This is a genomic window from Bacillus cereus group sp. MYBK220-1 (assembly GCF_051916445.1).
GTDB lineage: Bacteria > Bacillota > Bacilli > Bacillales > Bacillaceae_G > Bacillus_A > Bacillus_A cereus.
Genome location: NZ_JBQAGQ010000004.1, coordinates 187,026 through 209,488, shown reverse-complemented (window position 1 = coordinate 209,488; position 22,463 = coordinate 187,026). Strand labels below are relative to the sequence as shown.

Below are 22,463 nucleotides of genomic sequence, written 5' to 3'. Positions count from 1 at the left end.
CTACACCTCCACATCATACGGTTCATAGTCTTTTCTAAGCGGATATCCTACCCAATCCTCTGGCATTAAAATACGTGTTAAATTCGGATGCCCTTTAAATATAATGCCGAGCAAATCGTATGCTTCTCGCTCCGGCCAGTCAGCTCCTTTCCAAAGCGCTGTCACAGATTCGACTTGCGGCGCTTCCCGGTCTAGCTTTACCTTCACCGCTACCGATTGTTTCTTGCCATATGAAAACAAATGAACATACACTTCCATATGTGTCACAAAATCCGTCGCATGTAGCTCTGACATATAATCAAAAGCAAGTCCCTCATGGAATCGCAGTGACTCCATCACTTCATAATACTTTTCGGGATCCACCACAAGAGTTGGCACATCCTTTGACAGTTTATTAATGTAGGAATCTACTAATGCACCCTCTCCTAACTTCTCCCTAATAGCCTCAACATACTGATTTAAATACGGCTGATTTACGGACGGTTCTTCCTGCTTCGGCTCATTCTCTTTCTTACCTTCAGCTCCCTTTGTCTTCGCTCTGGCAGCCGCTGCTGCTTTCGCTTTTGCCGCTGCAATTGCCTTTGCCTTTTCATCTCCCGAATCCCCATCACCTTGCGAGGCTTTCTGCTTCGCCAATGCTGCCGCTTTTGCCTTTGCCGCCGCCACCGCTTTTGCCTTGGCTTTCGCTTTTTCTTCTTCCGTTACTTCTTCTGTCCCTTCTCTTTTCTGCTTCGCTAACGCCGCCGCTTTTGCCTTGGCAGCTGCCGCCGCCTTCGCCTTGGCTTTCGCTTGTTCTTCTTCCGTTACTTCTTCGGTTCCTTCTCTTTTCTGCTTCGCTAACGCCGCCGCTTTTGCTTTTGCAGCTGCTGCTGCCTTCGCCTTGGCTTTCGCTTGTTCTTCTTCCGTTACTTCTTCGGTTCCTTCTCTTTTCTGTTTTGCTAATGCTGCCGCTTTTGCTTTTGCGGCTGCTGCTGCCTTCGCCTTGGCTTTCGCTTTTTCTTCTTCCGTTATTTCTTCGGTTCCTTCTCTTTTCTGTTTCGCTAATGTTGCCGCTTTTGCCTTTGCAGCTGCTGCTGCCTTCGCCTTGGCTTTCGCTTTTTCTTCTTCCGTTACTTCTTCGGTTCCTTCTCTTTTCTGTTTCGCTAACGCCGCCGCTTTTGCTTTTGCGGCTGCTGCACGTCGCTTTGCTTCTTCTATAGTAATATCATCATTTTTTGGTAGCGCTTTCTCTTTTTCTCGATCTTCCTCCTCAAGTTCACTTATTTCCGCCTCGTGTTTCGCTACAAGGCGTTTTCTCGCTTCTTCTTTCGCACGCCTAGCTGCTTCTTTTTTCAGATCCTCTAAATCTTTATTTGGATTACTCATTTATTCGTCACCTGCTTTCCGGTCTTTGCCTCGTAACGAATTTTCTCTTTTAATTTATTAATTCCATAGATTAAAGCAGCTGGATTTGGGGGACAACCAGGAATATACACATCAACTGGTACGATTTGGTCTACACCTTTCACAACAGCATATGAATTTACATACGGACCACCTGCTGTCGCACAAGATCCCATCGCAATAACCCATTTCGGTTCGGGCATTTGATCATATAAACGCCGAACAATAGGAGCCATCTTCTTCGTTACTGTTCCCGATACAATCATGACGTCCGATTGCCTTGGTGAAGTTCGAAAAAATGACCCAAATCGATCTAAATCGTAATGTGATGAGCCTACCCCCATCATTTCAATTGCACAGCATGCCAGTCCGAATGTCATCGGCCATAAAGAGTTGCTCCTCGCCCATCCTTTCAACTGTTCCAATGTAGAAAAAAAGATATTTCGTTCTAATTCTGCTCGCTCATTTGGATGTAATTCCTCAAAATTTATAACCATTGTAACACCTTCTTTTTCCAAGCATACGCTAATCCAACTAGCAACATTACAACAAAGATGAGCATTTCAATTAATGCAAATAAACCTAGCTTGTCATACGCAACAGCCCAAGGATATAAAAATAAAGTTTCTACATCAAAGATCACAAACAATAAAGCGAAAATATAATAACGAGCATGAAACCGAATATTTGCATCATGAAAAGGCTCAATTCCACTCTCATACGTCGTCGCCTTTGCTGCACTTGGTTTATTTGGGCGCAGCATCCTTCCTAATGTAAGAGCCACTACCGGCAGCAATATACCTAATAGCAAGAAAATCAAAACGATCATATAACTATTTTCATATACACTTGCCATTGTGAAACCCTCCCCCCTAAATTAAGAACAAGTTCACATAGTAAACAATATGTCCTAGTTGCAGTAATTATTATTTTTAAATTTTTCTAAATAATGCAACTATTCTAATCATTATAGCAAACTTCAAATTCCTATGTCGATATGTTGGGAGACAGAAACAAGAATTATTAAAATCTATCTTTACAACTTGCTATAATTGTGCAAAATAAATATAAAACTTATATATGCTTTTCAAGAAACCGTAGGTGATATAAATGAAAAAACAAACACATGTAAGTATTCTTATAAGCATTGTATTGCTGTCTATAACGCTTCACTATGTAGCAATGCCTTTTGTATATGAATACTCATTTCCTTTTCAGCTATTAATCGGAACGAGCACCCTATTAATTGATATTATCGCTTGTAGTTATATACTTTATTTTTCAAACATGAAAGAAGGGCTATCTCGTTTATTTTGGATCATATTATCTGTTGGAGCTCTCTCTTATTTTATCGGTGATATAGTCGTTGCCTATCAGCGTTTAATTGTAAAGGACTTCTATACGTTCGTTGATCCATCTGACTTTTTTTACTTACTTTTTTTAGTTAGCTTTACGTTTGCCTTTCTATACGAAATCATTTATAACCGAGATTTATTAGAAAAACTTTTTATGCTATGTGATATTTGTATTATCGTTACAGCCCAATTTACTTTAAGTTACTACTTACTTATTGAACGAACTATTCATATCTTTACAACATCCTATATCGACATATTTGTTCAACTTACCTATCCAATGGCTGATTTACTCTTTCTCTTAATAGGAATCAACCTTTTATTCAAACCACTATCCTTATTACCTAAAAAGGTCGGTGCACTTCTTGGCAGTGCTTTAATTTTATATGCTACTACAGATGCGATTTATGCTTATATAAAATACTTCATACCAGAGTATTCTATGTTTACAGTTACTCCTTTCTATCAAGTAACCTTAGTACTAGTAGCAATCGCCTGTATTCTCCATACAAAAAAGCCTGAAAAACAAGAACAAGTACTACTAACACCTAAAATTGGCGAATCAATCCGATTATCATTACCGTATATTTCGGTAGTAATGCTTATTGTTTTTATATTAGTTGAATACGTTTTTGCGCCTATTATAGTAATCGGACTTATAATAACTTTTTCTTTCGTTCTCATACGTCATAGTTTAGTTCGAAAACAAAATAAAATATTATTGATCGCTCAAATGCAATTCAACTCAGAACTCGAGAAACAAATTAAACTACGTACAGAAGATTTAGTAGAACAGAAAAATGAACTCTATCATAATCAACAAATGTTTAAATCTTTATACGAGCATCATCCAGATCCAATTTTTACATTAGATTTGTACGGTAATTTTCTCAAAGTAAATAACGCTGGTACTACTTTACTCGGTTATCAAACGAATGAATTATTAAACCAGCCTTACTATTCACTCATATACGAAGAAGATTTAGAAGAAATGATTAACGCCTTTCATCGCGTGAAAAAGGGATATTCTATTTCTTTAGAAATACGGGCTTACCATAAAAACAGAGATATTTACTACTTGCACGTTACCGCCGTACCGATCTTTTTAAAGGAGAAAATTTCTGGGGTTTATTTAATGATTAAAGATATTACGGAAAGCAAACAACAACAAGAACAAATCAACTTCCTAGCATACCATGATACTTTAACAGAGCTTGCAAATCGACGTGCATTTCATCAACATTTAGAACAGGCAATTGCACGAGCAAAAATATCGAAAAAGCCTTTTGCTGTTATGTTTCTCGACCTAGACCGTTTTAAAGTTATTAATGATACCCTCGGTCATCGAGTAGGAGACCTATTGCTCATCGCAGTAGCAAAAAGGCTCGAAAGAATAGCAACATCAAATATGAAACTCGCGCGGCTAGCTGGGGATGAGTTCACAATCCTTATCGAGAATTACAAAAAAAAGCCAGATGTCCAAAAAATAGCTGATAGGATTGTAGCGGCCATGAATGAGCCATTTGAAATCGAAAATCAACATTTACAAATCTCACCGAGCATCGGAATTGCAATATATCCTGAAGCAGGTGAAGATGCGCTATCCATTTTGCAGCATGCTGATATGGCCATGTACGAGGCAAAGAATAAAGGAAAAAACGGTAGCTCTCTTTACACGAAAGAACTATATAAAAAAATGGAACGAAAAGCTCGAATTGAAAAAGATTTGCCAATCGCTTTAGTAAACAAAGAATTTTATCTCGTTTATCAACCACAAATTGATACGACAACAAATAAAATTATCGGTGCTGAAGCTTTAATACGATGGAAACACCCGCTATTAGGTGACATTTCACCATGTGAGTTTATTCCAATTGTAGAAGAGACGCCACAAGTAGTCCCACTTGGACATTGGGTATTACAAGAAGCTTGTCTCCAATTAAAAATATGGCATACCTTTGGCTACCAAAATTTAAAAATAAGTGTTAATTTATCCGCAAAAGAATTCCGGCAAGATCAATTAATCGAAAACATTTCACAAATATTAAACGACGTGCAAGTCAACCCAAAATATGTAACACTTGAGTTAACAGAAAGAATTGCAATGATTGACGAGAAAGAAACGTTATTGAGACTGAAGCAATTAAAAGAGTACGGTATCCAAACTTCCATTGATGACTTCGGTACTGGGTATTCTTCTCTTGCTTATTTATCAATTTTTCCAATCGACACATTAAAAGTACCGAGAGAATTTACACAATTAGCTGATCATCGTCCTGAAGAACGAGCCATCGTTTCTACAATACTTTCCCTCGCAAATACTTTAAATCTTTCAGTCGTTGCCGAAGGAATTGAAACTGAAAAACAGCTTAAGTTTCTGCAAAAACATAACTGTAAATATATGCAAGGTTACTATTTCAGTAAACCACTTACTAGTAATCAATTTATAAAATTTCTACAAAAAACCCCCAGTATGAACAAATAATTCATACTGGGGGTTTTATAGTGCTAAATTTTTTTCTCATAATATTCTTCTGCAATCTCTTCGTAAAAAGCTGCAGATGTCGTATAGAAATATGGAATTAACCATAAGAATCCAATCCCTAACGTAATACAACTTAATATAAACCAGCCAATAAAACTTAAACATAAAATGAAATACTCCATCTTATGTCCATCCATCATACGACGACTTTCTGTAATAGCTTGGTTCAGTGAATACTCAGGATGATCGTTTATAATAAAGTATGTCATCGCATAAGAAAATGATTTAATAATACCTGGAATAATGAACAATAACGTCCATAAGAAAAGATAAAGATTTACTAATAAATATAATAAAAATGATTTTAGAAATCTCTTTCCCTCTGAAAACCAAATGAATACATTACCAATACTAGCTTGCTTTTCACGAAGGATATTTAAACCAAGGTAATATCCACCTAAAGTTAACGGTCCAGTAACAAAAAATGAAAGAATATTCGTTGAAAGTGAACCATTTGTTTTTTGCCAACCGAAAATTAAAGAAAATCCCCAATCAACACTAAAACTAAAAGCCGTGATAAGAATTGAAATGAGTAGTGTAGCTCCAACAGCTAATCCCCATTTCCCTTCTAATGAATCTAGTGCTTCTCCTTTTAAATCACTAATCATGCGTAGCCTCGCCTCCTATACACAATAATTCTATTAGTATAGCATGTTCCTATTGAAATTCACCTTTTGAAATGTAGCGATAAAAGTGTGCTGTCGTCGTACTCATATACGGACTAAGCCAAAGAAATCCTATTCCAAAAGTAAGCAGCGCTAAAATAGCCCATCCTATGAAGCTCAGCCATAAAAGAAACAAATCTAACTTATGACCCTTCATAAGATTCTTACTTTCCTTCATCGCCTGCGAAACACTATATTCTGGATTTTCAATCATCACATAGTACGTCAGTGCATAAGAAAAATACATCACAATCATACCAACAATTGAAATTGCTAATAGTACGAAGAAAGCTATTGCAAATGACGTATTCCCTTCTTCACCTAACAATGCAAATAAGCCTATTAACAGCATCGGAATCCATGTACCTGTATATAACAAAATCGCAAGCATTGCCCACATTGTTTTCATCATTCTTTTAAAGCCACGAAATCCTTCGAATAAGTAATCTACTTTAGCATCTTCTCGTTTACTAATCTGTAAAAATACATTTGTATAACCATATGACGTAATCCCATACGATGCGTTACTCAAAATTATCATAATGCAATAAAAAATTCCAAAGGTAATACCTGCTCCAATTGACATCGTTTCCTCTTCAAATGATCCAGTTAAGCTTACAACTGAGAGAAATATAATAATTCCTGGAATTAATAGTATAAGCATTGCAGCCAGCGAAACAACATAACTTAAAATAAAATATAAAATTGTTGATCCAACACCTAGTCCCCATTTTCCCTTTAAAGAGTACAATGCTTCTCGCTTCATTTCACCAATCATTGATCCATCCCCTTTATGAAATATAAATTGTTGTACACTTCTACTTATACAAGCATCAATATAATTATACCAGTTTTGTAAAATTATCCATAAAATACACAAAAAAAAATCCGTAAAGGCAAAGCCCTTACGGATTTTTTTACTTCATATCGGAAACGTTCAAACGGTTCACAGCACGTTGTAATGCCATTTCTGCACGTTTAAAGTCAACATGTGCTTGTTTATCTTGCAGACGTTGCTCAGCGCGACGCTTCGCTTCATTTGCGCGATGGATATCGATATGGTTTGCTTCTTCAGCAGATGATGATAATACAGTCACTTTATCTGGACGAACTTCGATAAAGCCACCGCTTACTGCTACATAATCAGTGTGTCCACCATTTTTCAGACGAACTGCACTAATTTTTAATGGTGCAACAGTTGGAATGTGGCCTGGTAAGATCCCCATTTCCCCACTCTCTGCTTTTACACTTACCATTTCTACCTCTTTTTCGTAAACCGGTCCATCAGGAGTTACAATACTGACTGGAAATGTCTTCATACTTCGTCCCTCCTAAGGCCTTACGCCATCATTTTCTTCGCGTTTTCAATAACTTCTTCAATGCCACCTACTAAGCGGAATGCATCTTCTGGAAGGTCATCATATTTTCCTTCTAGAATTTCTTTGAAACCACTAACTGTATTCTTTACAGGTACGTAAGAACCTTTTTGACCTGTAAACTGCTCAGCTACGTGGAAGTTTTGAGATAAGAAGAATTGAATACGACGAGCACGATGTACAACTAACTTATCTTCTTCAGATAACTCATCCATACCTAAGATAGCGATGATATCTTGAAGCTCTTTATAACGTTGTAAAGTTTGCTGTACTTGACGAGCTACTTCATAATGTTCTTCTCCTACGATTTCTGGAGAAAGTGCACGAGATGTAGATGCTAATGGATCTACGGCTGGGTAAATACCCATTTGCGTTAAACGACGCTCTAAGTTTGTTGTTGCATCTAAGTGAGCGAACGTTGTAGCTGGTGCTGGGTCAGTATAGTCATCGGCTGGTACATATACCGCTTGGATAGACGTGATAGACCCTTTATTTGTAGATGTAATACGCTCTTGTAATTGACCCATTTCTGTTGCAAGTGTTGGTTGGTAACCTACCGCAGATGGCATACGACCAAGAAGGGCAGATACTTCAGAACCCGCTTGCGTGAAACGGAAGATGTTATCGATGAACAGAAGTACGTCTTGTCCTTGCTCATCACGGAAATGCTCAGCCATTGTTAAGCCTGTTAATGCAACACGTTGACGTGCTCCAGGTGGCTCGTTCATTTGTCCGAATACCATCGCAGTTTTCTTGATTACGCCAGAATCGCTCATTTCGTGGTATAAGTCATTACCCTCACGAGTACGCTCACCTACACCAGCGAATACAGAGATACCACCGTGCTCTTGTGCGATGTTGTTAATTAATTCCTGAATTAATACTGTTTTACCTACGCCGGCACCACCGAATAGGCCGATCTTACCACCCTTAATGTAAGGAGCAAGTAAGTCTACTACTTTAATACCAGTTTCAAGAATTTCTACTTTAGTAGATAATTCTTCGAATGCAGGTGCTTGACGGTGAATTGGATCACGATGTACATCTGCAGGAACCTCACCATCTAAGTCAATTGCATCACCTAATACGTTAAATACGCGACCAAGTGTTACATCACCAACTGGTACAGAGATTGGTTTACCAGTATCTTCTACTTCTGTGCCACGAACAAGTCCATCTGTGGAAGACATTGCAACTGTACGAACTGTATCATCACCTAAATGAAGTGCAACTTCAAATGTTAAGTTAATACTTCCGTTTTCGTTGCTTTGTTTTACCGTAAGGGCGTTGTAGATTTCTGGTAGCTTTCCGCCATCAAACTTAACGTCTACAACCGGACCCATGATTTGCGTAACGCGCCCTTTATTCATCGGGTTCCCTCCTAGCTTTCTTTTAATTAGCCAACTTTCTACGAGCAGCTAGCTTTTAATTTTTTATTGGTTTATAGCTTACGCGACTCTTTTGACAGAGCCGCTTCCGCTTTTTAATACTATTCTAACGCTGCTGCTCCACCAACGATTTCCGTAATTTCTTGCGTAATCGCTGCCTGACGCGCACGGTTGAATGAAAGTGTAAGTGAATCGATAACTTCCATTGCGTTGTCTGTAGCACTCTTCATTGCTGTCATACGCGCTGCGTGTTCACTTGCTTTACCGTCTAGTAATGCACCGTACACTAAGCTTTCTGCGTATTGTGGCAATAGTACTTTTAAAATTTCTTCTTCAGAAGGTTCGAATTCATAAGCTGTCGTCGGTTTGTCAGACGCCACATCAGTAAGCGGTAAAATTTTATTTTCCGTTACCTCTTGTGAAATTTTACTTACGTAATGGTTGTAGTAAATGTACAGTTCATCATAAGCACCATCTGCAAACATCGCAATTGCTCGAGAAGCAAGGTCTTTAATATCAGTAAATGATGGGTGGTCAGATAATCCAACTACTTCATCAATAATGTTAAAGCCGCGACGTTTTAAATAATCACGTCCTAGTCGTCCAAGCACAATAATAGAATATTGGTTTGAATCCATATTATGACGTTCACGAATTACGTTACTTACTGTACGTAATACGTTACTGTTATAACCACCTGCTAGTCCGCGATCAGACGTAATAACGATGTATCCTGTACGCTTTACAGGACGCGCATTTAGCATTGGATGATTAATCCCTTTGCTTCCTTGCGCAATGCTCGCTACTACTTCTTGAATCTTTTCCATATACGGAACGAAAGATTTAGCATTTTGCTCTGCACGGTTTAACTTAGATGCAGATACCATCTCCATCGCTTTCGTAATTTGACTCGTTTTCTTTGTCGAGTTAATCTTCGCTTTTATATCGCGTAAAGATGCCACAGGTTTTCACCACCTTTTTTCCGGAAGTTGGCACGATTAGTAAGAATCCTCTTCCTAATCTACGTTGCAAGATATTCTTGCTCATGATTGAAGGAAAAGAATAGGTGCACCTACTCTTTTCCTTTACATGACCTTTAGCAATCTCAGAGCCCGAGATGCCTTTTATATATACTATCTAGCTCCAGCGGCTTGAATGCTCGGTGGCTTCACTTCTTCCTACGAGGCAAACACCGCCTCTTCGTCAGAAGCTCCATCCCCCTCACATTCAGAACGAGCCGCTTCCGCTTTTATTAATCTAGTTCCGCCTCCTAGCCCCTTTCGTCTAAGAACCTTCCCCACAAGAAGGTAAAAAGCACCTTCTGTGAGAAAGAACCTTAGCCGATGAGGCTGAACAGTCGGCTTCACTTTTTATTATTATTCAGAAGCTACGAATACTTTTTTAAATCCATTGATTGCTGCTGCAAATTTGTCGTCATCCGCAAGTTTCTTAGTTGTGCGGATTTCTTCTAATAAGTCAGTCGCATTAGAATCTAACCAAGCATGGAATTCTTCTTCAAAACGAGTGATATCTACTACTGGGATATCATCTAGGAATCCACGTGTTAAAGCGTAAAGAATGATAACTTGTTTCTCTACACGTAATGGTTTGTGTAATCCTTGTTTTAATACCTCAACAGTACGAGCACCACGGTTTAATTTCGCTTGAGTTGCTTTATCAAGGTCAGAACCGAACTGAGCGAACGCTTCTAACTCACGGTAAGATGCAAGGTCAAGACGAAGTGTACCTGATACTTTACTCATTGCTTTAATCTGAGCAGATCCACCTACACGAGATACAGAAGTACCCGCATCGATCGCTGGACGTACGCCAGAGAAGAATAGGTCAGATTGTAAGAAGATTTGTCCATCCGTAATAGAAATTACGTTTGTTGGGATGTATGCTGATACGTCCCCTGCTTGTGTTTCGATGAAAGGTAGTGCAGTTAAAGAACCGCCGCCTTTTGCATCACTTAATTTTGCTGCACGCTCTAATAAGCGAGAATGTAAGTAGAATACATCCCCTGGGTAAGCTTCACGACCTGGAGGACGACGTAATAGTAATGACAGCTCACGGTAAGCCGCTGCTTGTTTTGATAAGTCATCATATACTACTAATACGTGTTTACCATTGTACATGAACTCTTCACCCATTGTTACACCAGCGTAAGGAGCTAGGTATAATAATGGAGCTGGTTGAGAAGCAGATGCAGTTACAACGATTGTGTACTCTAATGCACCGTGCTTACGTAGTGTTTCTACTACGTTACGTACAGTTGATTCTTTTTGTCCAATTGCTACATAGATACAAATCATATCTTCATCTTTTTGGTTAATGATTGTATCAAGTGCAACCGCTGTTTTACCAGTTTGACGGTCACCGATGATTAACTCACGTTGACCACGGCCAATTGGTACAAGAGCATCGATCGCTTTAATACCTGTTTGAAGTGGCTCATGAACAGATTTACGATCCATTACACCTGGTGCTGGACTTTCAATTGGACGAGTGTTTGTTGTATTGATTGGGCCTAAACCATCAACTGGTTGACCTAATGGGTTTACAACACGACCAATTAGTTCTTTTCCTACCGGTACTTGCATGATGCGACCAGTACGACGAACTTCGTCACCTTCACGAATTTCTGTGTAAGGTCCTAAAATGATAATACCTACGTTGTTTTCCTCTAAGTTTTGTGCTAGTCCCATAACGCCGTTAGAGAACTCTACAAGTTCACCAGCCATAACGTTATCAAGACCATGAGCACGCGCGATACCGTCACCAACTTGGATAACTGTACCAACATCACTAACTTCGATTTCAGACTGATAGTTCTCGATTTGTTGCTTTATCAGTGCGCTAATTTCTTCAGCTCTGATGCTCATGTGCTTCACCCCTATCTATTCTTCATTAATTCACGCTGAATACGTGCTAATTTTCCTTGTAAACTTCCGTCATAAATGCGATTTCCAATACGTACTTTAATGCCGCCTAGTAAATCTTCATCTACAACATTTTTCACGCGAATTGCATCTTTTCCTGTTCTCTTCGCAAATGCTTCTGCAATGTTAAGCTTCTCTTCTTCTGATAGAAGACGAGTAGAATATACAGTTGCGTCCGCTACGTTACGTTCTTCATTAGCAAGAACAACATATTCATCTGCAATTTCAGGTAAGATATCAATGCGTTTGTTATCAATTAAAATATATAACGTATTTAAAATAGATTCAGAAACAGATCCGAATACGTTTGCAAGAAACGTTTTCTTTTGTTCCTTTGAAATGTTCGGTTGCGTTAAAAAGCTATGTAGTTCTCCGTTCTTTACATAAACGTTTTGTACAAGGCGTAATTCCTCTTCAAACATTTCTAATACGTGTTTTTCTTTAGCAATTTTAAAAAGAGCGACAGCATAACGTTTTGCTACAATCCCATTGCTCATCGCGCTTCTCCTACTTCTTTAATATAATCGCGAATTAACTTCACTTGATCTTCTTCTTTTAACTCTTTTTCAATTACTTTAGAAGCAATTTGAACAGATAAAGAAGCAACTTGTTCTTGTAAAGCAGCAATTGCTTGCTCTTTTTCGCGTTGAATTTCTTGTACAGCAGATGCTTTAATTGATTCTGCTTCTTCTTTCGCAGCAGCAACAATAACATCTTTTTGATCTACAGCTTGCTTTTTCGCTCTTTCGATTAACTCTTGTGCTTCAACACGTGATTGTTTTAACATTTCACGTTGTTCTTCTACTAATTTCTTCGCCTCAGCATTACTTCTTTCTGCAGCGTCGATTTCATTAGTAACATGCTCTTCACGTTCTTTCATAATTCCCATTAAAGGACCCCACGCAAATTTGCGTAGCATTACTAATAGAAGTAAGAAAATGAACAATGTATAAGCAATCGTTCCAAATGGAATGGCAGCACCTAATAATAAAGTTGGCACAAGGATTCACTCCCTTCAAAATATCTAAATTGATCATATGAAAAAAAAAGACATACGTTTCATTCATAAAGCAATGGCGAAGAAAGTTCGGAAAAACACTCTTCGCCATCTATGTAAGGGGAGTCTCCCTTATTTGTTCATTACGATGAATGCAATAACTACACCGATGATTGGAAGTGCCTCAACTAAAGCAACCCCGATGAACATAATTGTTTGAAGTGCGCCTTTTAATTCTGGTTGACGAGCAACACCTTCGATTGTACGTGATACGATAAGACCGTTACCAATACCTGCACCTAATGCTGATAAACCAATTGCAATTGCAGCTGCGATTACACCTAAACTCATTTAATTTGTCCTCCTTTGTATTATAAAAAAATAAATTTTTTCTTACTTAAATTATATTAATGGTCATGGCTTACTTTATGAGCCATATAAACCATCGTTAACATAACGAAAATAAATGCTTGGATTGATCCAACGAATACACTGAATCCCATCCATGCTAACATTGGTACAAGCGCACCTAATGCCCCAAGGACTGATGCTCCGCCCAACTTAGCAAGTAATCCTAATAAGATCTCACCTGCATAAATGTTACCAAATAAACGAAGACCTAACGTTAATGTGTTAGCAAACTCCTCAATAACCTTTAATGGGAATAAGAATTTCATAGGTTGGAAATAACCTTTTACGTACTCTTTCGTACCCTTCATCTTAATTCCATAATAATGGGTGAGGGTAACTACCATCACGGCTAATGTTAATGTAACTGCTGGATCAGACGTTGGTGATCTCCACCATGCAATATGTTCGCCAGCTTCAGTTGCTGAATACATGAATGGTAAACCAAGGAAGTTCGATACGATGATAAACATGATAAGCGTAACGCCAAGCGTTAAGAAACGTCCACCTGTTTTCCAGTCCATCGTACTATTGATAATCCCTTTCACGAAGTCAAACACCCATTCCATGAAGTTTTGCATCCCGGTTGGGCGAAGAGCTAAGCTGCGAGTTCCGATAACAGCGATTAAGAAAACAATAACTGCTGCTACAGTAACCATCATAACTGATGACAAATCGAACGTTAAACCTAGAAATTCAACTAATTTACCGTGTTCCACTAGTAATTCACCTCTCTTCCCTGCTCTTATACTCTAAATAAAGAAAATCTATGATCATGACAAGGTATCCTGTCAGCAATCCTACACCTAGGCCCCACATCGCGATTAACTCTTGATATTTGGCTGCAAATAAAATTAATAACCCAATCGTGGCGAATCTTGAATATGTACTTACCGCTGTTGCCTTGAACTTCACGTTTTCTCCATTTGTTACGCGATCTAGCAGCTTGTCTGTTCTACGTGCAATGATGCGCAAACTAAGAAAACTGAAAATCGTCCCGATAATCAGTCCAAGAAATACATCCTTGTAAGAGGTAAATCCCCATCCTAGCACTAGAAGCGCAAGCAAGTAGTACATATATTTCTTTTGTCTTTGGACAAGTCCATGTACGTCTATCATCATTGCTCTCCCGAATAGTAATGTCGAATGAGTCGAATCATTGCGTATACCCCTGTTCCTAGTCCGAGTAATAACCCTATAATAAGAAACAACGGAAACGTTCCAACCTTATTATCAATCCACTGCCCACCAAAGATTCCAACAAGAATAGAACCGACTAATTGAGCAAGAATACCTGACATTAAAGCATAAGCTTTTATATGGCTGCGATCGTTTTTTTGCAAGGATTCATCCCTCCAATATGTAACCCTCATTCACGATGTGTTAATAATAACTCATTTTTTTGCATAAATCCTATACAAAACAAAAAGTTTACATTTTCGTCACGGAATAGATGTAATTTTGTCACTGAAAGCCCTACCATCTATCCCCGTTGTTAGCATACAATAGGGTATTAACAGTGTCAACGAGAAATCGTAAAAAATCTAAAAATTTGAGTATTAGGCATTTCCTCCCAAAAATGAAAACGTTCCCCTTCTAAATACTGGTTACATATATGCAATTTCTAACAGTTTTCTCTTTATAATAGAAGGAAATGTTCACAAGTTTGTCACTATTATATTTTCGAGATATAACGCTTTTCTTCCATAATATAGTGTTCCTCAGACGTAAGACTTCTATATTATATGTGAGGTGTATGCAACTTATGTTGTATATACGATGTATATTTATCCTCTCCCCCTCCCCTACTTGCTTACAGCAAAAAAGACGAGCTGGGGAATCTCCCCTGCTCGTCAGTTGTCTTACTTCGTTCCGAATAAACGGTCACCAGCATCACCAAGACCTGGTACTACATATCCGTGGTCATTTAATTTCTCATCTAATGCTGCTACATAAATATCAACATCAGGATGTTCTTCTTGTACTACTTTTACCCCTTCTGGAGCTGCAACGATACACATTAATTTAATTTGTTTCGCACCGCGCTTTTTCAGAGAGTTAATTGCTTCAGCCGCAGAACCACCTGTTGCTAGCATCGGATCTAGTACGATAAAGTCACGCTCTTCTACATCCGTTGGAAGTTTCACATAGTATTCTACCGGTTGCAATGTTTTAGGGTCACGGTATAAACCAACGTGTCCTACTTTTGCTGCTGGAATTAATTTCAGAATTCCATCAACCATTCCTAAACCTGCACGTAAAATCGGAATTAAACCAAGTTTTTTACCAGCGATCACTTTTGTTGTCGCTTTGCTTACAGGTGTTTCAATTTCAATGTCCTTAAGTGGAAGGTCGCGAGTAATTTCGAAAGCCATTAAGCTTGCTACTTCGTCCACTAATTCACGAAAATCTTTCGTACCTGTATTCTTATCGCGAATATATGTAATCTTATGTTGAATTAACGGGTGATCAAATACATACAGTTTTCCCATGTGAATCTCTCCTTTAGATGATATTCATGCGTTTGCACGCTTTTTTACACTATTTACGATTGTAAAGAAAACGCTACTAATATTCAAGGGCAAATTTGGCAAAATCATGATTTTACAATGAATCTATCTAGTATCTTTACCAATTATGGGAGCTGTATCCTTCATTATATCGCCAAAATTTATTCATCATTTGTATACATACTTTAAAAATAATATATGTCCAAAAAAAAGACCGCCAAAACAATTAAGTCTCGGCAGTCTTCTTCAATCTATTATAGATTTGGATACATTGGGAATTTGCTAGTTAACGCTTCTACACGCTTACGTACTTCTTCTAACGCAGCTTCATTTTCATGATTTTTTAATGTATAAGCAATAAGTGACGCAATTTCATCCATTTCTTCTAAACCGAAACCACGAGATGTTACAGCTGCTGTACCGATACGTACACCACTTGTTACAAATGGGCTTGCTGTTTCAAATGGAATTGTATTTTTGTTCACTGTAATACCAACTTCATCTAATACGTGCTCTGCTACTTTACCTGTGATTTCTAAGTTACGAACATCAATCAAGATTAAGTGATTGTCTGTTCCGCCAGAAACAAGTGTAAGTCCTTCTTTTTGAAGACCTTCAGCTAAGCGGTTCGCATTGTTAATGATATTTTGTGCATATGTTTTGAAATCATCTTGAAGTGCTTCACCAAATGCAACAGCTTTTGCAGCGATTACGTGCATAAGTGGACCACCTTGAATACCAGGGAAGATTGATTTATCAATTTGTTTTGCAAATTGCTCTTCACATAAAATCATACCACCACGCGGACCACGTAACGTTTTATGTGTTGTCGTTGTAACGAAATGTGCATGTGGTACTGGATTTGGATGTAAACCAGCAGCTACTAAACCTGCGATATGTGCCATATCAACCATTAAATAAGCGCCCACTTCATCTGCAATCTCACGGAATCGCTTGAAATCGATAACACGAGGGTATGCACTTGCACCTGCAACGATTAATTTTGGTTTATGTTCTTTCGCTTTTGCTAATACATCATCGTAATTAATACGGTGAGAGTCAGCATCCACGCCATATTCTACGAAATTATATTGTACTCCACTGAAGTTAACAGGGCTTCCGTGTGTTAAGTGACCACCATGAGATAAGTTCATACCAAGTACTGTATCGCCTTGCTCTAAAATCGTGAAGTATACTGCCATGTTCGCTTGTGCACCAGAGTGTGGTTGAACATTTACGTGCTCTGCGCCGAAAATTTCTTTCACGCGATCACGTGCGATATCTTCTACTACGTCTACGTGTTCACAGCCACCATAGTAACGTTTTCCAGGATATCCTTCAGCATACTTATTCGTTAAAACAGAACCTTGTGCCTCCATTACTGCTTCACTTACGAAGTTTTCCGAAGCAATTAACTCAATCTTTGAACGCTGTCTTCCTAGTTCTGCCTCAATTGCAGCAAATACCTTTTCATCTTGACGTTTTAAATGATCCACCAAAATCCCCCTTTTCTGAACGAATTACATCGATTCCCAACAGTTTTTTCTTATTTATTCAGAAAAAACGAAAATTCAGGTTGTAATTCTTTCGAACCTTCATGTTTTCAACTACATTCTAACATGACTTTCTATATCATAAAAGAAAAAAAAGACCGAAAATCGGTCTTTTCTTTCTTCTATTATAAAGTCAGACAACATACCTTTTACCTTATGATAAACAGGTACTATATGACTTCCTAATTTCTCATATTTAACGGCAAGTGGTAGTCTCTTCCACTGCCGCATAGACAGCACGTGCTCCACCAATTAGTTTTCCACGTGTTTTGGCCATCGTTACATGCGCACTTCCAATTTCCTTCACACTTGTACGAACCGGAACAGCTACATGCTTTAAATGCATACCGATAAATGTATCACCAATATCCATTCCTGCATCAGCTTTAATAAACTCAACTACTACCGGATCTTTCAAATTGTGATACGCGTATGTCCCCAATGCACCACCTGCTGATCTAACAGGCGTAACTGTTACAATTTCAAATTGATATTTTATCGCTACTTCTCTCTCAACTACTAAAGCACGGTTTAAATGCTCACAACATTGAAACGCTAATTCAATACCTGTTTGCTCTTGAAATTGTTTTAACTCAGAGAAAATCGCCTCTGCTACTTCCATCGTTCCTGATGTTCCAATTCTTTCGCCTAGCACTTCGCTCGTGCTACAACCCACTACAAAAACTTGACCGCTTTGTAATGAAGCTTGTTCTTGGAAATCAGAAAGCGACATTTGTAGCTGTTCTCTTACCTTTACGATTTCTGTCATTACGCCTCTTCCTTTCACAGGTTGGTTCACCAAATTATATTTCACACTACTGATAGTTAGAATCTATTACTTTGTTTCGTATGTTTTAATTTTTCCTACGCGGTTTTCGTGACGACCACCTTCATAATCAGTTGTTAACCAGATTTTCGCGATATCACGCGCTAGACCAGCACCAATTACACGCTCGCCCATTGCTAGCATGTTAGTGTCATTATGCTCTCTCGTCGCTTTAGCGCTGAAAGTATCATGAACTAACGCACAACGGATACCATTTACTTTGTTTGCTGCGATTGACATACCAATGCCTGTCCCACAAACTAAAATACCACGATCTACTTCACCATTCGCTACCATTTCAGCTGCTGGAAACGCAAAGTCAGGGTAATCAACAGAACCAGCTTCACATTCACAACCTAAATCAATATATTCAATATTTAACTCTTCTAATAAACTTACAAGTTCTTTGCGGATATTCATACCGCCGTGATCAGATGCTATTACTACTTTCATTTTTACCCCTCCAAAGTTTCAATCAATTATCTTCATTTCACACTCGCTACCTCATATAGGAAGAAGTGATCTCCAATATCGTATTATACACGAAACATCAACCTACTGAATGTTTTTTCAGTAAAGTTTGTACAAGTTTTTCCATTTCATCTAACGTTTCTTTATAAATAGAAAGCGAGCCTCCAAATGGATCTGAAATGTCCTTGCCTATACCTTCAGTTAATCCATATAACGTATTTAATTTCTTTTCAACGCTCGGATAATGCCCAAGTACAATTTGCTTATGGTTTTCTGTCATCGTTACGACAATATCAGCCCAATCAAGCAAAGTTTCATTTACTTGCTGCGCCGCATGATCAATTGAAATTCCTTTTTCAGCTAAAGCTTCCTTCGCATGTACCGATGCATCGCTCCCAGGATAGGCGAAAACACCAGCAGATTGCACTTCAAACTTATCTCCTCCGTGATGACGAAGCAACGCCTCAGCCATTGGACTACGACATGTATTGCCAGTACAAACAAATAACACTCGTTTCATTCAAACCCACCCCTATATTCGATTTCTTATCATTCATCATAACTTACATTAGAATAGAACAAAAGAAATGTGAATATACAAAAGGCGCATTTCTCTTATATTTTTTCTAAGAAAAATGCGCCTTATCCACATATATGTGAAACCCTATTTCCAAGTGCCTAGAGTATTTTAACATACATACTGAACACGCAACAAAAATAAGGAATCCATTTCATACGAAACGGATTCCTCTTATATTGCAATTATTTCATTGTAACTTTCATTACTTCTGTTGAACCTTTTGTAGCTGCTACGCCTACAGTTGTCTTAATAGACTCAGCTGCATCTGTGTTTGTAATAACAATTGGAGTAATTGTGCTTTTCGCTTTTTCACGGATTAATTCTAAGTCGAATGAGATTAATTTATCTCCAGCTTTTACAGCTTGGCCTTCAGAAACGTGAGCTTCGAAACCTTCACCTTCCATTTTTACAGTTTCTAATCCAACGTGGATTAAAATTTCTGTACCGTTTTTCGCTTTAATTCCGATAGCATGTTTTGTGTGGAATAATTGTACGATTTCACCATCAACTGGAGATACAACTACACCTTCAGTAGGATCGATTGCAACACCGTCACCCATCATACGACCAGCAAATACTGGATCTGGTACTTCTTCAATATTTTTCACTGCTCCAGTTAATGGAGCTACGATTGTTTCTTCATTTGTTTTTGAACCAAGACCGAATAATTTTTTAAACATAGGATAGTCCTCCTTATAATTTACCTAAAAGTTTATAGGGCAATCCCTAGTAAAACTCGGGATACATGTAAGACTTCATACTTCGAATATTATACTGTAAAAACGCTTTCGAAATAAATTATGTCATTACTAATAGACTCTTATTGTAGCGCTTCACAAAATTCCAGTCAATTCTGATTGTCTGAATAACAATTAGAAGTTAACTTCTATTTATATTTTCTCTTTTTTTGCCCAACTTGTCTAGAGGTCTTTACTACATTTTATTTTTTGTTGTTAATTTGTAAAATTTAATTCAAACTTTTTTCAAAATCCACTTGACTATAGTAAGTAACTATTTTATTATTACTTACGTAAGATAAGTTAATAACTTTTAGGAGGTTTTTAAAAATGATGGATTTCGGTCTACTTATTATTCGTCTTATTATAGGAATTACATTCATAGGTCATGGCGCTCAAAAATTATTTGGTTGGTTCGGCGGTTACGGTTTAAAAGGAACAGGTGGCTGGATGGAGTCAATCGGTTTACGTCCTGGTGTATTTATGGCATTTATGGCTGGCGCAACTGAATTACTAGGTGGTTTCTTATTCGCATCAGGTATTTTCATTGTAGTTGGTTCATTATTTATCGTTGGAACAATGTTAATGGCTATCTTCACTGTTCACGGAAAAAATGGTTACTGGGTAACACAAAATGGATATGAATATAACTTAATGTTAATCGCTGTTGCTGTTGGTGTAGCTTTAATCGGACCTGGCGCATACGTTTTACTTTAATTTTTATCTCAAATTTGAGATTCTTGAAAAAGAACTTACTTCATTACAATTGAAGTAAGTTCTTTTTATGAAACAAAATATTATTTCCAGCAGGATTTTCTCATCGTTATCTTGTAAACAAACAATAAGTATTCATATTTAGAAAGGGGATTACAAGCATGTTATCCATTAATCCAAATGAACAAACTGAAAAAGATAATTACAAATTACTTACTGGAAGTATCATCCCTCGTCCTGTCGCATTCGTTACTTCTGTAACAAAAGAAGGTGTACTAAACGGAGCACCATATAGTTATTTCAATATTGTCGCTGCTAATCCACCACTTATCTCAGTATCTGTACAACGAAAAGCAGGAGAAAGAAAGGACACTTCCCGAAACGCAATTGAAAAAGGAGAATTTGTCGTACATATTTCTGACGAATCATATGTAGCAGCAATTAACGAAACAGCAGCTAACCTCCCGCCAAATGAAAGTGAAATTGAACTAGCAAAACTAACACCAATTGAAAGTGAAGTCATCTCCGTTCCAGGTGTAAAAGAAGCAAATATTCGAATGGAATGCGTATTAGAACGTGCAATTCCACTTGGCGGAACGGAAGACTCACCAGCTTGTGATCTACTAATTGGACGCGTCGTTCGTTTCCACGTTGCCGAACATCTATATGAAAAAGGGCGCATTCACGCCGAAGGACTCAAACCAATAAGCCGCCTAGCAGGACACAACTATGCAAAATTAGGAGAACAATTTGAATTGGTTAGGCCAGTTTAAAAGTGGAAGTGGCTCGCTCAGAATCGCAGGGCACTTCAAGCTCTCGACCTTGAAGCGCTTTTTGCTTCATGCGAAGAGCTAGCCCCTGGAACTGGATATATTTAAAAGCAATGGGGCTAGATTCCTCCCATCACTCAAATATAAAATCCCCTGCTTTTTAGCAGGGGATTTTATCATTGTAATTCTTCCTTCTTTTCCTCTAAAGTAGGCATTTTCTCTTTTTTCGGCTTCCCTAGCTTAATTACGAAGAAGTATAGGGAAAGCAATGTAATAAGAAAAACAATTAAAAACGGGTACGGAGAGTAAAAGGCACGCGCCGCCTCAGTCTTTCCCGCAACAAATTTCAATGACTCAATATCTAAAAACTCAGCAAACATTTGTACACCGAGCATACTAAACCAAAAAACAAAAAAACTAATAATAATACCAAAAACTTGCTTCAATCTCGTCATTCATCTCATCCTTTCTATATCTGTAATTTTTAGCGTAATAAATATAGTACAAACAAAATATTCACAGAAAGGAACTATCTCACCATTCACGAATTAACTTAATCCAACCTAACATCGAAATTTGCAAAATAATACCCCAAATTATAAGTCTTCTTAGCCATCGAGGAAAGAAGGTTAAAAATTTAACATACCATTCCAATAGCTTGTTCATAATTCCCTCCTACATAAAATTATATAGGAAAAAGGATATATAATCCAAACCCAACCAAAATGATACCACCTACTATCTCACCGTATGTACCGAGCATATCTTTCGCATGTCTCCCAATTAATAAACCAATCCACGCTAATAACATGCTAACAAATCCAAACAGTAAAATCGTAATAATTGTCTGTGCTCCATAAATACCAAGACTAAGCCCTACTGAGAAACTATCTATACTGACGCCAAATGCAAATACGAATAAACTAATTCCAATAGGGGCAGTTCGAGTCTCTTCATTTTGTAAAATGGTCGAATATACAATATAAAACCCTAGTCCGATTAATAAAATAGCACCCGCAAAATGTGCGATATCTCCATATTTCTCTGATAAAAAACGACCTAGTACCATTCCTATAAACGGCATAATAATATGAAATATACCTATCGTCATACCAATATACAGGATTTGTCTTAACTTTAGGGGCATCATCCCCATACCAAGACTCACCGAGAACGCATCCATCCCTAAGGCGAATGCCATAATTATTAAAGGTATTAGCTGTTCAAACGTCATTCATGCCCC

28 protein-coding genes are annotated in these 22,463 nt (G+C 37.9%); 3 read left to right on the top strand and 25 right to left on the bottom strand.

Features of this window, described 5'->3' with window-relative positions:
* Genes ACTFRU_RS18655 through nuoA form a run of 3 tightly spaced genes read right to left on the bottom strand, consistent with a single transcriptional unit; the run spans window position 1 to window position 2,239 of the window.
* On the bottom strand, window positions 1-1,365 hold the full coding sequence (locus tag ACTFRU_RS18655; RefSeq protein WP_440037747.1) for an NADH-quinone oxidoreductase subunit C: 1,365 nt from the start codon (window positions 1,363-1,365) through the stop codon (window positions 1-3).
* Window positions 1,362-1,880 (bottom strand): NADH-quinone oxidoreductase subunit NuoB, encoded by a 519-nt coding sequence (gene nuoB / locus ACTFRU_RS18650; RefSeq protein WP_000236331.1) that lies wholly within the window; start codon window positions 1,878-1,880, stop codon window positions 1,362-1,364. The genes ACTFRU_RS18655 and nuoB overlap by 4 nt, the downstream gene beginning before the upstream one ends.
* Window positions 1,871-2,239: an NADH-quinone oxidoreductase subunit NuoA gene (gene nuoA / locus ACTFRU_RS18645; RefSeq protein ID WP_000179273.1), complete on the bottom strand. Its 369-nt coding sequence runs from the start codon at window positions 2,237-2,239 to the stop codon at window positions 1,871-1,873. The genes nuoB and nuoA overlap by 10 nt, the downstream gene beginning before the upstream one ends.
* Window positions 2,240-2,493: 254 nt before the next feature.
* Here nuoA and ACTFRU_RS18640 point away from each other — a divergent pair, with 254 nt between their 5' ends.
* Window positions 2,494-5,223 (top strand): EAL domain-containing protein, encoded by a 2,730-nt coding sequence (locus tag ACTFRU_RS18640; RefSeq protein WP_088859684.1) that lies wholly within the window; start codon window positions 2,494-2,496, stop codon window positions 5,221-5,223.
* A gap of 23 nt (window positions 5,224-5,246) precedes the next feature.
* On the opposite strand, the gene ACTFRU_RS18635 is transcribed toward ACTFRU_RS18640, so the two are convergent.
* The 19 genes from ACTFRU_RS18635 to ACTFRU_RS18545 all read right to left on the bottom strand — a co-directional run bounded on the left by ACTFRU_RS18635 (window position 5,247) and on the right by ACTFRU_RS18545 (window position 19,679).
* Window positions 5,247-5,891: a DUF975 family protein gene (locus tag ACTFRU_RS18635; protein ID WP_000622462.1), complete on the bottom strand. Its 645-nt coding sequence runs from the start codon at window positions 5,889-5,891 to the stop codon at window positions 5,247-5,249.
* 49 nt (window positions 5,892-5,940) lie between these two features.
* On the bottom strand, window positions 5,941-6,726 hold the full coding sequence (locus ACTFRU_RS18630) for a DUF975 family protein (protein WP_000578820.1): 786 nt from the start codon (window positions 6,724-6,726) through the stop codon (window positions 5,941-5,943).
* 139 nt (window positions 6,727-6,865) lie between these two features.
* Window positions 6,866-7,267, bottom strand: coding sequence for a F0F1 ATP synthase subunit epsilon (atpC, locus tag ACTFRU_RS18625; protein ID WP_000847211.1), 402 nt, complete (start codon window positions 7,265-7,267; stop codon window positions 6,866-6,868).
* A 20-nt stretch (window positions 7,268-7,287) separates the two neighbouring features.
* Window positions 7,288-8,694 carry a F0F1 ATP synthase subunit beta gene (gene atpD / locus ACTFRU_RS18620; RefSeq protein WP_001032593.1) on the bottom strand — a complete coding sequence of 469 codons (1,407 nt, stop codon included), beginning with the start codon at window positions 8,692-8,694 and terminating at the stop codon, window positions 7,288-7,290.
* 119 nt (window positions 8,695-8,813) lie between these two features.
* The gene (atpG, locus tag ACTFRU_RS18615) at window positions 8,814-9,674 is read right to left on the bottom strand and encodes a F0F1 ATP synthase subunit gamma (protein ID WP_000157696.1); all 861 of its coding nucleotides are present in this window, start codon (window positions 9,672-9,674) and stop codon (window positions 8,814-8,816) included.
* Between the two features lie 414 nt (window positions 9,675-10,088).
* Window positions 10,089-11,597, bottom strand: coding sequence for a F0F1 ATP synthase subunit alpha (atpA, locus tag ACTFRU_RS18610; RefSeq protein ID WP_000027518.1), 1,509 nt, complete (start codon window positions 11,595-11,597; stop codon window positions 10,089-10,091).
* 11 nt (window positions 11,598-11,608) lie between these two features.
* A complete protein-coding gene (gene atpH / locus ACTFRU_RS18605; protein WP_000064683.1) occupies window positions 11,609-12,151 on the bottom strand; it encodes a F0F1 ATP synthase subunit delta in 543 nt (180 codons plus the stop codon).
* Window positions 12,148-12,654, bottom strand: coding sequence for a F0F1 ATP synthase subunit B (gene atpF / locus ACTFRU_RS18600; RefSeq protein ID WP_001142618.1), 507 nt, complete (start codon window positions 12,652-12,654; stop codon window positions 12,148-12,150). Before atpF ends, atpH begins: the two co-directional genes overlap by 4 nt.
* A gap of 129 nt (window positions 12,655-12,783) precedes the next feature.
* Complete coding sequence (gene atpE / locus ACTFRU_RS18595) at window positions 12,784-13,002, bottom strand: F0F1 ATP synthase subunit C (RefSeq protein ID WP_000052064.1); 219 nt, start codon at window positions 13,000-13,002, stop codon at window positions 12,784-12,786.
* A gap of 56 nt (window positions 13,003-13,058) precedes the next feature.
* Window positions 13,059-13,778, bottom strand: coding sequence for a F0F1 ATP synthase subunit A (atpB, locus tag ACTFRU_RS18590; RefSeq protein WP_000399871.1), 720 nt, complete (start codon window positions 13,776-13,778; stop codon window positions 13,059-13,061).
* A 7-nt stretch (window positions 13,779-13,785) separates the two neighbouring features.
* The gene (locus tag ACTFRU_RS18585; protein ID WP_000567600.1) at window positions 13,786-14,178 is read right to left on the bottom strand and encodes an ATP synthase subunit I; all 393 of its coding nucleotides are present in this window, start codon (window positions 14,176-14,178) and stop codon (window positions 13,786-13,788) included.
* A complete protein-coding gene (locus ACTFRU_RS18580; RefSeq protein ID WP_001171223.1) occupies window positions 14,178-14,402 on the bottom strand; it encodes an AtpZ/AtpI family protein in 225 nt (74 codons plus the stop codon). Before ACTFRU_RS18580 ends, ACTFRU_RS18585 begins: the two co-directional genes overlap by 1 nt.
* Before the next feature lie 26 nt (window positions 14,403-14,428).
* A complete protein-coding gene (locus ACTFRU_RS18575; protein ID WP_000232962.1) occupies window positions 14,429-14,542 on the bottom strand; it encodes a DUF4024 domain-containing protein in 114 nt (37 codons plus the stop codon).
* A gap of 379 nt (window positions 14,543-14,921) precedes the next feature.
* Complete coding sequence (upp, locus tag ACTFRU_RS18570; protein ID WP_000517539.1) at window positions 14,922-15,551, bottom strand: uracil phosphoribosyltransferase; 630 nt, start codon at window positions 15,549-15,551, stop codon at window positions 14,922-14,924.
* Between the two features lie 272 nt (window positions 15,552-15,823).
* Window positions 15,824-17,065, bottom strand: coding sequence for a serine hydroxymethyltransferase (glyA, locus tag ACTFRU_RS18565; RefSeq protein WP_000349806.1), 1,242 nt, complete (start codon window positions 17,063-17,065; stop codon window positions 15,824-15,826).
* A gap of 253 nt (window positions 17,066-17,318) precedes the next feature.
* Window positions 17,319-17,891 carry a TIGR01440 family protein gene (locus tag ACTFRU_RS18560; protein WP_000136386.1) on the bottom strand — a complete coding sequence of 191 codons (573 nt, stop codon included), beginning with the start codon at window positions 17,889-17,891 and terminating at the stop codon, window positions 17,319-17,321.
* 66 nt (window positions 17,892-17,957) lie between these two features.
* On the bottom strand, window positions 17,958-18,401 hold the full coding sequence (gene rpiB / locus ACTFRU_RS18555) for a ribose 5-phosphate isomerase B (RefSeq protein ID WP_000869542.1): 444 nt from the start codon (window positions 18,399-18,401) through the stop codon (window positions 17,958-17,960).
* A gap of 97 nt (window positions 18,402-18,498) precedes the next feature.
* Window positions 18,499-18,939 (bottom strand): low molecular weight protein arginine phosphatase, encoded by a 441-nt coding sequence (locus ACTFRU_RS18550; RefSeq protein ID WP_000832373.1) that lies wholly within the window; start codon window positions 18,937-18,939, stop codon window positions 18,499-18,501.
* A 242-nt stretch (window positions 18,940-19,181) separates the two neighbouring features.
* Window positions 19,182-19,679 carry a PTS sugar transporter subunit IIA gene (locus ACTFRU_RS18545; protein ID WP_000473665.1) on the bottom strand — a complete coding sequence of 166 codons (498 nt, stop codon included), beginning with the start codon at window positions 19,677-19,679 and terminating at the stop codon, window positions 19,182-19,184.
* Between the two features lie 387 nt (window positions 19,680-20,066).
* Between ACTFRU_RS18545 and ACTFRU_RS18540 the strand changes: the two genes are divergently transcribed.
* Both ACTFRU_RS18540 and ACTFRU_RS18535 read left to right on the top strand, forming a co-directional pair.
* A complete protein-coding gene (locus tag ACTFRU_RS18540) occupies window positions 20,067-20,453 on the top strand; it encodes a DoxX family protein (protein WP_440037746.1) in 387 nt (128 codons plus the stop codon).
* Between the two features lie 158 nt (window positions 20,454-20,611).
* Complete coding sequence (locus tag ACTFRU_RS18535) at window positions 20,612-21,223, top strand: flavin reductase family protein (RefSeq protein WP_000949055.1); 612 nt, start codon at window positions 20,612-20,614, stop codon at window positions 21,221-21,223.
* 173 nt (window positions 21,224-21,396) lie between these two features.
* Here ACTFRU_RS18535 and ACTFRU_RS18530 read toward each other — a convergent pair whose 3' ends face one another.
* The 3 genes from ACTFRU_RS18530 to ACTFRU_RS18520 all read right to left on the bottom strand — a co-directional run bounded on the left by ACTFRU_RS18530 (window position 21,397) and on the right by ACTFRU_RS18520 (window position 22,454).
* Window positions 21,397-21,675, bottom strand: coding sequence for a DUF3935 domain-containing protein (locus tag ACTFRU_RS18530; protein ID WP_000197472.1), 279 nt, complete (start codon window positions 21,673-21,675; stop codon window positions 21,397-21,399).
* A 79-nt stretch (window positions 21,676-21,754) separates the two neighbouring features.
* Complete coding sequence (locus ACTFRU_RS18525; RefSeq protein WP_001037634.1) at window positions 21,755-21,886, bottom strand: hypothetical protein; 132 nt, start codon at window positions 21,884-21,886, stop codon at window positions 21,755-21,757.
* A gap of 19 nt (window positions 21,887-21,905) precedes the next feature.
* Window positions 21,906-22,454, bottom strand: coding sequence for a manganese efflux pump MntP (locus ACTFRU_RS18520; protein ID WP_000142475.1), 549 nt, complete (start codon window positions 22,452-22,454; stop codon window positions 21,906-21,908).
* Window positions 22,455-22,463: the final 9 nt, after the last annotated feature.